The organism is Butyrivibrio sp. AC2005, from assembly GCF_000424145.1.
GTDB lineage: Bacteria > Bacillota > Clostridia > Lachnospirales > Lachnospiraceae > Butyrivibrio.
In genome coordinates, this window is record NZ_AUJI01000011.1 from 31,151 (window position 1) to 46,331 (window position 15,181).

At 38.1% G+C, this 15,181-nt stretch carries 11 protein-coding genes; all 11 read left to right on the forward strand.

Annotated features, from left to right (window positions below):
- Window positions 1-12 precede the first annotated feature (12 nt).
- The 11 genes from G602_RS0102725 (at window position 13) to G602_RS0102780 (ending at window position 15,060) form a co-directional block, all read left to right on the forward strand.
- Entirely contained in the window at window positions 13-3,483 is a 3,471-nt protein-coding gene (locus G602_RS0102725) for a bifunctional glycosyltransferase/CDP-glycerol:glycerophosphate glycerophosphotransferase (protein WP_026657554.1), read from the forward strand.
- Entirely contained in the window at window positions 3,440-4,432 is a 993-nt protein-coding gene (locus G602_RS28515; RefSeq protein ID WP_081675811.1) for a glycosyltransferase family 2 protein, read from the forward strand. The genes G602_RS0102725 and G602_RS28515 overlap by 44 nt, the downstream gene beginning before the upstream one ends.
- Before the next feature lie 543 nt (window positions 4,433-4,975).
- Entirely contained in the window at window positions 4,976-5,698 is a 723-nt protein-coding gene (locus tag G602_RS0102735; protein ID WP_026657555.1) for an ion transporter, read from the forward strand.
- Window positions 5,699-5,838: 140 nt separating this feature from the next.
- Entirely contained in the window at window positions 5,839-7,893 is a 2,055-nt protein-coding gene (locus tag G602_RS0102740) for an HAD family hydrolase (protein WP_026657556.1), read from the forward strand.
- A 166-nt stretch (window positions 7,894-8,059) separates the two neighbouring features.
- Complete coding sequence (locus G602_RS0102745; protein WP_026657557.1) at window positions 8,060-8,653, forward strand: hypothetical protein; 594 nt, start codon at window positions 8,060-8,062, stop codon at window positions 8,651-8,653.
- Between the two features lies 1 nt (window position 8,654).
- Window positions 8,655-8,792, forward strand: coding sequence for a hypothetical protein (locus G602_RS30105; protein ID WP_155829668.1), 138 nt, complete (start codon window positions 8,655-8,657; stop codon window positions 8,790-8,792).
- A gap of 626 nt (window positions 8,793-9,418) precedes the next feature.
- Window positions 9,419-9,994 carry a leucine-rich repeat protein gene (locus tag G602_RS0102760; protein WP_026657558.1) on the forward strand — a complete coding sequence of 192 codons (576 nt, stop codon included), beginning with the start codon at window positions 9,419-9,421 and terminating at the stop codon, window positions 9,992-9,994.
- Window positions 9,995-10,105: 111 nt separating this feature from the next.
- The gene (locus tag G602_RS0102765) at window positions 10,106-11,620 is read left to right on the forward strand and encodes an O-antigen ligase family protein (protein WP_026657559.1); all 1,515 of its coding nucleotides are present in this window, start codon (window positions 10,106-10,108) and stop codon (window positions 11,618-11,620) included.
- Window positions 11,621-11,762: 142 nt separating this feature from the next.
- On the forward strand, window positions 11,763-12,017 hold the full coding sequence (locus G602_RS30850; protein ID WP_026657560.1) for a hypothetical protein: 255 nt from the start codon (window positions 11,763-11,765) through the stop codon (window positions 12,015-12,017).
- Between the two features lie 51 nt (window positions 12,018-12,068).
- Window positions 12,069-13,586, forward strand: coding sequence for a hypothetical protein (locus tag G602_RS0102775; protein ID WP_026657562.1), 1,518 nt, complete (start codon window positions 12,069-12,071; stop codon window positions 13,584-13,586).
- A 112-nt stretch (window positions 13,587-13,698) separates the two neighbouring features.
- Window positions 13,699-15,060, forward strand: a complete 1,362-nt coding sequence (locus tag G602_RS0102780) for a transglutaminase domain-containing protein (RefSeq protein ID WP_026657563.1) — start codon at window positions 13,699-13,701, stop codon at window positions 15,058-15,060.
- Window positions 15,061-15,181 lie beyond the last annotated feature (121 nt).

Consider the following 15,181-nt stretch of genomic DNA (forward strand, 5'->3'; position numbering starts at 1 on the left):
GATGTGATTTTTATGTATAAAAGTAAATCTGTTTTTGAGAATCAAGTTAGATTAAATGAGCCTGATATTTCAATAATAGTTCCATTGTATAAGGGGATAAATTTCATAGAAGAATCTATCAAAAGTATCCAATCGCAAACACACGAAAGATGGGAATTAATTATTGTTAGCGAATTTGGAAATGATGATGGTTCTGATGACATCATCAAGGATTATGCTGCTCTGGATAATAGGATAGAGATTATTAAAAATACTGATTGCTTAGGGCTTGCTGAATCTCTTAATGTTGGAATAAAAGCTGCTAAGGGAAAGTATATAGCAAGGGTTGATGTTGACGATCCATCATATCCAGAACGATTGCAGAAGCAATATGAATTCATGGAAGATAATGCTGATGTGTTTCTTTGTGGAACACTTACTAGAAGTGTTCTTCCAAATACTAACTACATACTGAATGCTCCATGCGATTATGAAGCCTTGAAAGCAAGGCTTCTTTTTGGATGTGAAATTAGTCATTGTTCGATAATGTTTAGGAGATGTGAATGGCTAGAGGCAGGATATAAATACGATGCGAAGAGCCTGTGTGAGGATTATGATCTCTGGACAAGGATTATGTTCGAAAAAAAAATTGTGAACATTCCGGAGGTACTTGTTGATCATAGATGGGGATTTGAGAATATATCTATTCAAAAAGGAGACCGACTACTAGCTGCAGCGCGAGAGGTGAGCAGGAGAACCATATTCAATGCTTATGGTATCTCAATACCTGATGAAGATTTATATCTTTGTTCCGGTTGGAGAAGCCTTCCAAAAGAGCAGGGACGAGTAGGTATGTCCACTTTTATAAGAGTACAGGCACATTTGATTTCAAATCTGGAGGAAGCCAATAACAAAACTGGTCTCATAGATCGAGAAGCCTTTAGCCATATGCTCTATGAGCGATTCAATTGGTGCTGCGATAGCTGCGATATATTTTACAGGAAGTTTTCTTATGAGGAGATATATCATCAGAACAAAGATGAACAGAATCAATTTATAAATACGGATAAGCCACTCGTGTCAATAGTGATGCCTGTAGCGAATTCTGTTCGCACTATAAGAGAGACTATCGACAGCATTATTCTCCAGGACTATTCCAACTGGGAATTTATTATTATCTGTGAGGAGGACTGCAATGACGGAAGTTTTGAAATCGCAGAGTTTTACAGTAGATATGACAAAAGAATAAGAGTTGTTAAGAATAAAGAAAATCTTGGGTTGGCAGGATCATTAAATTATGGAATTAATATTTCTAACGGGAAGTATATTGCCAGGATAGATGCGGATGATCTTGCTAATCGAAAGAGAATCGAATGTCAGGTGGAGTATATGGAATCCCATCCTTATGTAGGAATGTGCCAGTGCTACCAGCACTATTTTGGGCACGATGCAGAAGATTTTATTCACAGACCGGAGTGTAGTGCTGATGGTCTCAAGGCAAAGCTTCTCTTTTTCTGTGATGCCTGTCATTCCACTGTTTTTTTAAGAAGAGAAGCCCTTGATAAATACAGCCTTCAATATAACACGGCTTCCGTGATAGAGGACTACGACCTCTGGACTAGGCTCATAAGGGTGTCTGATGCTGTTACTTTACCTGAAGTGTATGGGGAATACAGGGTTTCTTATTCCAATATATCCAGAGAAAAAGAGGCACTTATACAGTCTGAAATGTGTAGGATTACTGCAAGGCAGTTAAAGGATAATCTGGCAATGAATGTTGCAGATGAAGATATGTATGTACTCGGAGGATACGTTAATACAGTATTCAGTCTTAGTGATACTGAAAGGCAGAATGCCCTTGCGACTTTAAAGAGGATACTTTTTGAGGCATGGGATGCCAATAACAGGATTGGCTACTATGATAAAGCAGCTCTGCTCAAAGCAATTGCGCTTAAGTGGAGATGGGCAAATGAGGGGATTTCTTGGCATGAGCCTATTAATGTGTCGTCTATTAATAGCATTTTTAATAATCTTTCTCAAATTGTAAACGAAGATAATACACAAATCAGAAAGAAAGTGAACCTTGGAAACATCATAAGTAGCATGTGTATAAAACCCTTAAAGCTTATACAAAGGGCTAATCTGCATCTGTTTGCGGCAAATATTGAGCATCTTAGCAACGTTACAAAGGATGTAAGCAATGCACAGTACTATGAAATCGATGGAAGAATAGAACATTGGACATGGGATAGATATAAGCGAATTGAGGAAAGGCTCTCTGTGTTGGAATCTGAGAACAAGGCTCTCCGCCTTGAGCAGGTAGCCCAAAGTTTTGAAAGAAATAAGGTCGTTTACAGAAATGGAGATAAGCTTCGTATTGTTTTCCTTTACCAGATTCCGTCCATTTGGATATCTTGGAAGTCTTTTTATGAGGCGTGTCTTAGGGATTCGCGTATAGACTGCCACCTATTTCTCCTTGAGGAGACGGGTACGGAGAAGTCACAGATGAATGGAGCCAGAGAGTTCCTTGAGAAAAATTCTATAGAATATGATACTATTGACACTTTCAGTATCAGTGAATTCAGACCGCATGTTCTCGTTATTCAGACACCTTATGACAACTGGCATAGAAAAGAAAATCACAGGTCAGGCATCTGGAAATCAAAGGGAATCCGCCTGGTATATATTCCATATGGCATAGAAATTTCGGATACAGAGGATTCACATAGGCTTCATTTCGAGGAAGAAACCATCTTTAATTGCTGGAGAATCTTTACGTTTTCAGATGTGATGAAGGGTGATTACCGGAAATACTGTATGAATGATGAGGCTGTTAGAGTAACGGGACTTCCTAGGATGGATTTCTACCACGAAAATCTAGGGAGAAATGCAAAGAGCGGTGCAGTAAATACCTTGGTGTGGAAAGTTCATTTTCCCAAGTGGATTATGGAATCCGGAAAAAGGGTATTTGTCACGCCGGACTTGTATGAATATTTGAAATTTGCGAAGACTATCAGGAGATTTACAGGTATTCATATTGTTTTCATGCCCCACCCGAAATTCCTTGAGAGGAGTTGGGGGAATGAAGTTAATGCATTGACCTCTGAGATAGTGAATGTTCTTTCATCCAGTGGGAGTGCTGAGATTTTTACAGGAGATGATTACTGGAACAAGCTCATAGATGCGGATTACATAATAACAGACAGAAGTTCTGTGATGGTTGAAGCGGGAGCCTTGGATGTGCCTGTTCTTTATATGACCAATCACAAGTACGATGAACCGGTAACTGATGCGATAGCACCTCTTATGAATGCATATTACAAGGGAACAACATGTGAAGATATGGTGAATTTTGTGGAAAAATGTATGGAAGGAAGGGATCCTCTTAAGGCTGTCCGTGAGAGAATGTTTTCAAAATGCATTCCTTATTACGATGGAGAAGCGGGGGAGCGCATAAAGGATGAGATCATACAGGCGATTATTGAAGAAGATATTAAGGCATAGATATCATTTTCATCCCGAGCTTTCAATCATAATTCCTTTTTATAATGCAGAGGTATATCTTGAAAGGCTTCTGAGTCATATCGTAAACACAACAAATATTAAGTGTGAAATTTTGTGTATAGATGATGGAAGTGAAGATGACGGCGCGTCTATTGTAAAGCGGTATAGGTTGGTATATGGCTGTATAAGACTTATCAGATTTGAAGAAAACAGGGGACTATTTGTGGCTAGACAAGAAGGTATTAAGGAAGCCAGAGGTGATTATATAGGTTTTGTTGATAGCGATGATATGATAGTGCCTGAATATTTTGATATGTTATATAAAGCGGCAGTTGAGGAATTCAGTGATATAGCAGTGGGACAAATTATAAATGTGAATACAAAAGGGGAGCGTTACCTTCAGATGAGATGCGCAGAGTTTCCATATGATGTGAAAGCGCAGGAAACTCTTCTTGAGAAATATTGGCATCAACAGGGGCGCTGTTACCATTTTCATGTGGTTTGGAATAAGATATATAAAGCATCAATACTTAAGAAGGCACTTGCAGATACATCAAAGTACTTAGGGCATCATGTCATGCTAGAGGATTTTGTTTATTCAAGCCTATGGTTTTCGGCTATACGCACTTTTGTCACAGTTCCTGAAGCAAGATATTTTTATTATGCTAAGGATCAACAACACTCTTGCGATTACTACATAGTACAACTTGAGGATATTCGAGATGCCTTTGATTTTGTGAAGCAATATGTGTCTTCGGAATTTATGGTGGATTTTAAGGAATGGAAGGCTTTATATGGCAGAATATGGAAGAAAAATATAAAGGTTTCAGGGGTTAGAGTGGAGCAGCAGGATAGACTTATGGAGCAACTTTACAGTATTTTTGGGGAGACAATAGGCGATATTACTGCAGATGATGATTACTATTATGAGATTGCAGAGATAGTGTAAGAGGCGAAAAGATGGTCTCGGCTGTTTTGAGCTGGGAGCAGTAGAATAAATAATCACTTTTGTTTTTGGGGTTACTCAATCTGCTTTTTTTCAGTACTTTGATTTTGACCTTTTTTGAGTGATTTCAGCATCCTTCTGGAAGCTATTAAATTGTTAAGTTTCTCCCATGTTTGCGCGTTGAATAGTGGGCTAAGTAATCAATATTGTGGGCGCTGTCTTTAGAGGTTGCTAACTATATCTGAGATAAGTCCAGCACGTAGAGTTGTAGCTTACCACTATAAATTTGATTATTCTTTTCATTAACCATTTTGTAAGAAGCCTCTTCTACAAGTGTTTATATCTTATTTCAAAATGAGAAATGGAAATATACTGTTTGAACGATGTTCTTCAGATGCATTTAAATAGTGCCTGACACAAATGGAATAAATTAGTTTTCAATGCAGGCTTTTTTTGAAATATTGCTTTTTATATTCTGTGTAATATGGAGACTTGGGCGATTTGTGGACAAGAGATATTGTGCTTTTGTCTTGCAGGAGGAAATAGATGCGTAAGAAAATTTATGAGATTATAGAGCTTGCAAAAGAAGGTGATCAGCTTAGTGACTGGTATGATGCCATTATGCTCTTTTTTATAATTCTCAGCATTGCTCCGATGCTTTTTAAGGAGCCGCGACCTTTATTTGAGATTACTGACCCTATAGCTGCTATTGCATTTATTATTGATTATGCTCTGAGATGGATTACTATAGATTATAAATTAGAAAGCAGGAAGGTGACTTCGTTTGTAAAGTATCCTTTCACTCCTATGGCTATAATAGACATGCTGTCAATTCTTCCTTTTATTACGTATGTTGACAAGAGTTTTAGAGTCCTTAGGTTGTTCAGAGTGATAAAAACACTTAGAATTTTCAGGGTGTTACGGGTAGTGAGATATTCCGGTAGTATGGAAATTCTTATTAATGTTATGAAGGATTCTAAGAGAGCTCTACTTGAAGTGGCATCTCTTGCTATGGGGTATGTTTTTGTCTCTGCTCTGGTCGTTTTTAGTGTGGAGCCGGAGGCATTTAATTCTTTTTTTGATGCTATTTACTGGGCGACAGTTTCATTGACAACCGTGGGATACGGAGATATTTATCCTGTGACAACTGTGGGCAGGACTGTAGCTATGATTTCCTCTGTGTTTGGAATTGCTATCGTGGCACTCCCATCAGGTATTGTTACAGCGGGGTATTTAAATACACTCTCGAAAAAGGGGGGCGGGGAGTAAAAAACTTCGTTTTGTAGACTTATGGCTAGTGAAAAATTTTTGATAATATGTATAGTGACTAATTAAATCTGATATAATACTATAGTGCGTATACATAAGAATATACGCACTATCATACTTTTGTGGGGATTATATCAGCTATGAAAATGAAAATCTATAATTTCTTGGTGAATAAAGTTCCGGGGATAAAGCAGCGATACCATCGCTTTCATGACGGTTCATCCGGTGTCATGAAGCTAATGTCCTGGGGGTACTTACTTCTTTTAAATCTTGGATATCATATTTTTTTCCTTAAGTTCTTAGGGAAGACTAAGCAAATACAATTTTATGAGAAAAAGGTGGTTCCTACCAAAATAAGTGAATCAGCGCAGAATGCAAAATCAAAAGGATATCTGTCTGTGGATGAATTCGTAGACAAGTTGAAGGACTATGATGTTATATCCTTTGATGTATTTGACACACTTATTTTTCGTGCTGTGGCGCAACCGACAGATGTTTTCTATTTTGTCGGAGAAAAGCTTTCTATGCTGGATTTCAGAAACATTCGTGCCTGGGCTGAGTGGGATGCAAGAGTTAAGTGCAACAAAAAAAACGGACATATGGAAATAACCCTGGAGGATATATGGGAGAATCTTGCTGAAGATACCGGACTTGATGCCAAAAAAGGAATGCAGACAGAGTGGGAAGTGGAACTTTCACTTTGCTATGCGAATCCATTTATGCTGGAAGTTTGGAAGAGGCTCAGAGCACTAGGAAAAGAAATAATAATCATATCTGACATGTATCTGTCTCAAAAACAGATAGAAGAATTGCTTATAAAAAATGGATATGAAGGCTTTTCAAAGATGTATGTTTCCTGTGAATTCGGAATTAGTAAGGCTGATGGGAAATTATATAAAAAAGTAAAAAACGAATTGCAGGAAGTTTCATCTAATAAAGTCATCCATGTCGGGGATAACCCTGTAAGTGATGTAAGAAATGCTAAAAATACAGGCTTTGATACACTTAATTATGCAAATGTTAATAGAAATGAAATTCTTTACAGAGCTCAGGATATGTCATATCTTATAGGATCAGCATATAGAGGGCTGGTCAACGCTCATATATACAATTGCCTTAATGTATATTCTATGGAGCATGAATATGGTTATATTTATGGTGGCCTGTTTGTGCTTGGGTACTGTGCTTTTATTCATAATTACTATGTTAAGGAAGACTTGGATAAGCTGTTGTTCCTGTCAAGGGATGGAGATATTTTATTAAAAGCATATAAGCTCCTGTATCCGATAGATAGCGCGGAGTATGCATTTCTATCAAGAAAAGCTGTGACTAAGCTTATATATGATAAGGATAGACATGACTATTTCAGAAGATTTGTCTTCCATAAAGTAAATCAGGGTTATTTGATTAAAGACATCCTGGGTTCGATGGAGCTTGGTTCACTTGAATCAGAATTGCCATCATCTCTTAATCCTGAAGATGAACTTACTGATAACAATAGCGATGCATTACGAAGCTTTATTGATTCAAAAAGGGACATAATTAGAAAAATATATGATTCTCAGATATGGGCAGCAGGGAGATATTATAATAACAAACTTTCGGGGTGCTTTAGAGCTGCTGCAGTTGACATAGGCTGGGCTGGAAGCGGTGCCATGGCTCTCTATAGACTTACTAATGAGGTGTGGAAATTTGGCTGCGATCTAAGAGGAATCGTCGCAGGTACGAATACTATATACAATGCAGAACCTGATGCTGCAGAGCCATTCCTTCAGTCAGGGCGTATGGTAGCCTACTTGTACTCGCAATCTCATAACCGGGATATTCTCAAAAAGCATGATCCGGACAAGGGCTACAATGTGTTTTGGGAACTTCTTTTGTCATCGGATACACCGCAGTTTGTGGGTTTTTATGAAGGCGATGTTAGGAAGGGGAAAGATGACATTTATGATGAGACTATGGATATCACCTTGAGATTTGGAAAACGGGATGTAGATCCTATCGGAGTTGCAGAGATTCAGAGAGGAATTCTTGATTTTGTAACTCAGTACAAGGAGCATTTTGAAGCTTATCCTTATATGCTCAATGTTAGTGGAAGAGATGCGTATGCACCGCTTTTGGCAGTGGCTGGCAAGAATGAAAAATATCTCCATGAGATTGAAAAACGGTTTGAATTGGAGATAAATGTGGTCTGATCGGTTGGCTATTCGGCTGATGATACTTTACATATAACCATATTAATGCTAATATGCTCTTCGTAGTATTTCTACTGAACATTTCGTTTATTTTTCCTATTTTTTTATAGTAGCTTACGCAGAGCTAACGCTTTGTTTTATTTTTGTGTGTTTTAGGAGTGTTAATATGGAACAGGAACAAGCCCTTATATCCAAGAAGGGTATCAATAATGGATTTTCAGTTGACCGTGATTTGGTAAATTCGAAGCTATATCATGACAAATTTGAAAAATTAAGATTCTCAAAGACAGTTACAGAGGCTTTATATCATGAAGCAGGTAGGTTGCTTGAGAAGGCAGATGGAAATGAGTTTGAGTATATGGTTGCTATAGATGCAAGAAATGGCAGGCTTGTGGTAGATAACTTTTCCAGACAAGGGCTACCTACTCAGACCGGCTTTTCTGATGAAGAATATCAAAAGATTTTAGATAATGGATCAGAAATAATAATACTGCATAACCATTCTTACAACAGGATGCCTTCCGGGAAGGATATAGTATCATTTTCCCAAAATGAACAAATTAAATGCTCTATAGTTCTCTGCCATGATGGAGAAGTATATGCTATTGTTAGTGCGAAAAATAATGTTGCTGATATATATTATACGAATTATAATGATTTTAAGAGAAAGTATGAAGATATGATGGCAAAAGTATTAGCTACATCGGTGCTGTATGAGACTAATAATTCGTTGCATTTGTTTGATATAGAGAGGTTATGATATGAGTGAACTTAATTTTTTTACGGATGAGTTGACGATGGATGTGCCAAATCCAATGCCGGATGATATGAAGCAATCATTTGAAGAGGCGGTGAAACGCACGTTAAGCGAATTTGATGAATCTGAAGAAGCTGAGTAATCAAGAACTCCTGTTGTAAAGTATGAAAATACTAACAACAGGAGTTTTTGATTATGAGAATTAAAATATACCAGATTCTTATTGTTAATAGAGTGCCGGGAATAAAGCAGAGATATCATCGATACCATTATTCATCAGGCAAAATGATTCATGTAAGGGATAACCTTATAAGTGATATCAAAAATGCAAATAGGGCAGGAATTGTTTTAACGTTTATTCTATGGAGTATGAATATGGTTATATTTATGGTGGCCTGTTTGTGCTTGGCTAGGATATTCTCAAAAAGCATAATCCGGACAAGGACTACAACGTGTTCTGGGAGCTTTTGCTGTCATCAGATGCGCCACAGTTTGTGGGCTTTTATGAAGGTGATGTTAGGAAGGGGAAAGATAACATTTATGATGAGACTATGGATATCACCTTAGATACATATATTGACAGTTCAGCTATTGACAGTTGATGCATGCTTTAAAATGAGAAAATATTAAATTTTTAGCCGCTATTAAATAAACGTAAAAATGTAATAAAAAAAGATAGATACTATTGACACTAAAAATATAAAAAACTATACTATAGATATGTTTTGAAGTTGAAACAAAAATTCTTAAAAAAGGGAGAAAGTGATTATGAAGAGAATTATTGCAGCTGCCCTTGCGGCAGTACTCGTAGCAACATCTGCTCCGGCAGTAGGAAACGCAGCAACCGTTGAAGTCACGGCGCTTGACGCGAACATTTCTGTTCAGCAGGCTGACCAGGATAAGTTTGACAAGGGTGAGGTTGTTGTAGTTAAGGATGAAGCCTCAGGAACTGAAGAGAGTGTTAAGGCTGAGGGCAATAGTGTTACAGTTACTGCAGTTAAGAGTAGTGCCAAGACAGTTAAGATTGCCGGTACAGTAAACGGCAAGCCTGTTACAAAGATTAGTTCTAAAGCTTTCAAAAACTGTAAGAAGGCTAAGACCATCGATCTTTCTGATGTTGAACTCACACAGCTTCAGAAAAAGCAGTTTAGCGGTGCTAAGAAGGCTAAAAAAGTTAAAATCAATGCTAAGAAACTTAAGGCTAACAAGATCAGTTCAAAGGCACTTAAGGGCTTCAAGGGTAAGAAGATAATTCTTAAGGGCGTGAGTAAGAAACAGTTCAATAAGCTTGTTAAAAAGCTTCAGAAGAGTGCGCCTAAGGGTGTTGTATTTAAAAGAGGTTAATTGATTTATTTCTCATAGGATGACTTTTGGATGAGACTGGCAAGGCTGTTTTGGCCTGTCAGTCTCATTCTTTGTAAAGAAAAAGTTAGTTGATTTTGGGGAGGAAATCCTTTGAATACTATATTTACAAAGCGCACAGCTGCGCGAATTTATTTTTTATTGATACTTGCTATTGCACCTTTGTATATGACAAAAGGCTTCAGGCGTATACTTACAGATAAAGCGACTATTGTGTGGATAAGCATTGTAGTAGGGATGGCATTGTTTTTTCTTTTGGCTGTGAAGGAATTGGTAATTGCGGTTAAAGGACACTCTATAAAAGAAGTTATAAAGAAGGATAGAGAGAAAAAAAATATAAAAAAACCGATTGATTTATTGGTACTCCTGTTTGGGGGAGTTTGTCTTGTTTCATCGCTGTATTCTGAATACACCTATGAGGCTTTAACTGGAGCAGGTGCATGGTATGTAGGCGGAGCAATGCTTGCTTCACTTGCAATCATGTATTTCATAACATCGGAAAAGAGGGAGGATGATATAGTTCCTTTCTTTGGGATGATGCTTGGCGGAACTATTACTATGATTATAGCGCTGCTCAATGACCTATGGATTGATCCGTTAGGAGCACTTGCAACAGTAGATGTAAATTGGAAAAATCACTACACCTCTACAATTGGAAACAGCAACCAATTCTGTGGTTACTTATCAATCGTTATTCCGATAATGGTAATTATATTTATAACATCTGAGAATGGTTTTAAGAAGACAGCTGCAGCTATTGTACTTTTCTTTGGTTATCTAAATATGTTTCTTACTCATGCGGATAGCATTTATATTGGTGTTGGGATAGGTTATATATTCATAATTGCATTTTGTTTAAAAAAAACAGATAGGTGGATGGGACTTCTTATTAACGGAGTTTTGTTTGGAGTGGCGGGATTTGCAGCAAAGGTAATAATTTTGTACAGACCGGAGATAAAGCTTGATACAGTTTCACCTGTTCTTCTGGCTCATAACGTGCACCTTATTGTAGGAGGACTGTGTTTTGTGTTGTTGCTTCTTCAGATGGCACTGGAACTCAAATTCAAAAAGGAAGATATTGAAAAATTGATGGGGTATATGTTTTGGCTATACCTGATTCTGGTGATAGTATTGGCTATCTGCGTGATAGTGTATGCTGTCAAAAACTATGATATGAATTTCCTGAACAGAAGAGGACTTTTATGGTACATTGCGGCTAGTACATTTTGGGATAATGAATTAATGCAGCAGCTTATTGGAATCGGCCCCGGATGCATAGATGAGATTTCAAGAGATTACTACTTTGAAATTGTTGAGGCCTATGGGGATTTTTACTTCCTTGAGAATGCACACAATGATGTGCTCGAGTATCTTTTGACAACAGGGATAATAGGTGCTTTGTCATACCTTGGTATTTATCTGTGCGTGATAGTGGATTTTGTAAAAAATGTAATAAAAAATACAGAAGTAAGAGGTGTTAGATTATATGCAATGATAGGTATTATCGGTTACATTGCTCAGTCGATAATGAACGGACCTCATCCTCTTACAACAGCAATGTTCTTTGTATTACTGGCGATTTATCGCAGTACTTTGGATGAGTCATGAAGTGGATAAACGATTATATGGCTCCTGTTGATAGTATGAAAAGACTATCAACAGGAGTTTTATGATTCATTGCAGTAGCTATGGCTGTTTTGGTACAATAGTTAAAATGATAAAAAGTGTAGAATCGGAAAGCAGGTCACTAATGAAAGTATTCAATACAACTGCAGTATGTATACCATCAAAACATTATATGGTTGATATATGCGGAAAAGTTGCCGAGATAAAACAGCTTGTTGACAATGGAAAATACTTTACTATCAACAGAGCAAGACAGTATGGAAAAACTACTACTCTGACAGCACTGAAGCGCGTGCTTGAAAAAGAATATATTGTTCTTTCTTTGGATTTTCAAAGCATTGATAATGATGTGTTTGAAAATGGTACAAATTGGCGATAAGACTTTATATGAAGGTATAGTATGATTTTTTACTAAAATGGGATTTTGATTATGCCTAAAAAGACGAATTTACGAATATATTTTTACATGCTGATTACGGTGTTCTTTTGTCTTCTTGTAGCATCGAGATCATCCTTCCTTTACCCCTTGAATAACTGGGACGATGCAAACAGTTATTTTTCAATGGGTAAGGCTATTTTTAATGGGAAAATGCCCTACAGAGACGTATTCGATCAAAAGGGAATGTACCTTTATTTTTTCTATGGTCTTGCTTACCTTGTATCGCACACGACTTTTACCGGAGTGTTCATTCTTGAGCTTATTCTTGGCTTTCTGGATGTATATGGTTTTTACAGGATAATCAGAATATATGCAGGAAAAGAGCGCTTTGTATCCTCTGCGATACTTGCGGTTTGTACCTTTGCAACAATCACCTGCTCCAGGAGCTTTTGGTGGGGAGGAGCGGCAGAGGAGATATGTCTTCCGTTTTATGTGTGGGGACTGTATCTTATTCTGGATTATTTTAAGAATATTTATGCAGATGAAAAGATGCCCTTCAAAACGGTTTTTTATGGAGGTATTCTGGCAGGTTTTATTGCAAATATTAAGTTTACCGGACTTGGATTTTTCTTTGCCTGGATGATGATGGTATTCTTTTCATTCCTTGCTCACAAGGATTTTGCAAGGGGGATAAAGGCTTGCTTTGTATTTCTCCTTGGAATGTTCCTGCCTTTTGTTCCCTGGATAATTTATTTTGGAGTTCAGGGCGGGCTCAGCGATTGGTACTGGGGCTATGTCTATGTGAATGTGTTTGTCTACACAAAGGTGGAGAACGAGGATGGCAGAATCATATACCTTATCAAGACTCTCTACTATCTGATAAAGGACGACTGGCAGTATTTTGCCTTTGTTATTTTGGGAGTTGCCTACGGTATTTTCGGAAAAGGACAAAAGCTGCTTTCAAGACTTATTGTACCTGTGCTTTTTGTTTTTATGTTTCTTGGCTTTTTTGGAGGAGGAAGAGATCTTCCCTATTATTCGCTTCCGCTTTCGGTATTTGCGGTAGTTGGCTTTGCCTTGCCTGGCAGACTTCTTGCCCATTATTATCTTGAAAAGGGAACGCCAAGTGATAAGACTGCAATGAGATTCCTTGCAGCACTGATAACCGGTGGTCTGGCAATTATATTTGTTTATATCAATTCCATGAATGTGCCGTTCATGCGGGAGTCCGGGGATGATTACTTCATGTTCAGATTTCGCGACGAAGTCCTTGAGACTGATAACCCGACGCTCCTCAATGTTGGATGCCTTGATGCCGGGCTTTATACACTCTGTGATATTGTGCCAAGCTGCAGATGGTTCCAGACACAGACTCTTAATATCGACGAACCTGAAAATAATCCTTACATGGAACAGGAGCGATATGTAAGGGAAGGACTCATCGATTACGTTCTCGTCCGCGATCACATTCCGGATTCGATAAATGATCACTATGAACTTATAGATAATGAAGTTTATGGCTGGGATGGAATGGAGTTTAACTATTTTTTATATAAAAAGATAAAGTAATTTTTATACTAATTTAATACCAATGATATTCGTTATTTCATATAATAATGGTGAAAGGGGGCATGGTTGCTCCCTTTTTTCATCTTTAATAAAACACAAGGATGTGATTATTATGAAAGTAGCGGAAAGTATTGCATATGGAATAATGGGACTTGTTATAGCCGGGGTGATGGCAATCATAGCATGCGCTGTTAACCCCGATATTGGCGTGTGGATAAATGAACTGATAAGGCCTGCCGAAAAGGAAGAGGTTAAGGTAGATAACTCAAAAAAATATTATGTTGAGGTTCCGGACTGGGATTACATATATGGGTATAAGACCCAAAAAGCTAATGAGGAGTCTGAAGATGGCGGATCCTCCGGGCTTGGTTCTATGATAACGGATGCGGTTAACGGGCTTTCGGATGCAATAAATCAGCTGGAAGCAACAAAGGTAGATAATCTTGCAGAGACGGATGTCACTGTCCAGGATGTTGCTGATGCCGCAGATGCCATGGTCAATGCACTCACAGGAAAAGGCGGAAAGAAGATTCAGGTCAACATAGAAACCGAATCCTTAAAGAATACAGGCTCCGGAGATGTGGATGCTTCCGGGAATGAGAATGCAGTTCAATACACGCCCGGATACCCGACGGGGAAAAACGGTTATGCCGCATTTGAACCTGAGATTATTGAACTAACAGATGCGGGACTTGCACAGCAGGCGATCAACAGTACAGACTATGGTCAGCTCGGAAATGAATTTATTTTCAGCACGGAATACTATCCTTATTACCATATGCTGAATGATACGGGAAAAGCTCTCTACAGGCAGATATATGCTAACACCCTGAATCTGAATACAACCTTCAGACCTGTTGAGCAGGTAAATATGGATACCATGCAGATGATCATTCTTAGTGTAGTGTTTGATCATCCCGAACTTTTCTGGCTTGATACAACCTTTTATCAGGAGTTTGATTACAAAGGAGCAGCGATAAAACTGCGCCTTCGCTACTACGACAGAATAAACAATATACCTGCTGCTAACAGAGAGTTTCAGTCTATAGTTGAGCAGATAGTTGCAGGAGCGGAAGGTTTACCGGATGTATATTCGAAAGAGCTTTATGTCCATAATCTTCTGGCAGACAAGCTGAATTATAAGCATAATCCACTTGACCAGAGTGCCTACAGCGCTATTGTTGGAAATGACACTGTTTGTGCCGGTTATGCAAAGGCCTTCCAGTATCTTATGCAAAGACTTGGCGTTCCCACTTATCTTTGCGCCGGTTCAGCCGGAGAGCTCCACGCCTGGAATATAATTAAGCTTGGTGATAATTATTACAACGTTGACTGTACCTGGGATGATCAGAATCCTACTGTATACGATTACTACAACCTTTCTGATGCTGATAACTACATGCACAAGAGAATGTTTAATTCCGTATATCTTCCTGCATGTAATGAAGGAACTTTTATAGCATCTGCGCAGTAGGAATCAGATTTGTCCTGTTCTATTGAAATATGAAAAGCTAATAGAGAAATGCAGTTGTATAAAGAAAATGCTATACTTATAACAAAGTCCGGGTAGTTTTGGATAGGCTACCCGGATTTAA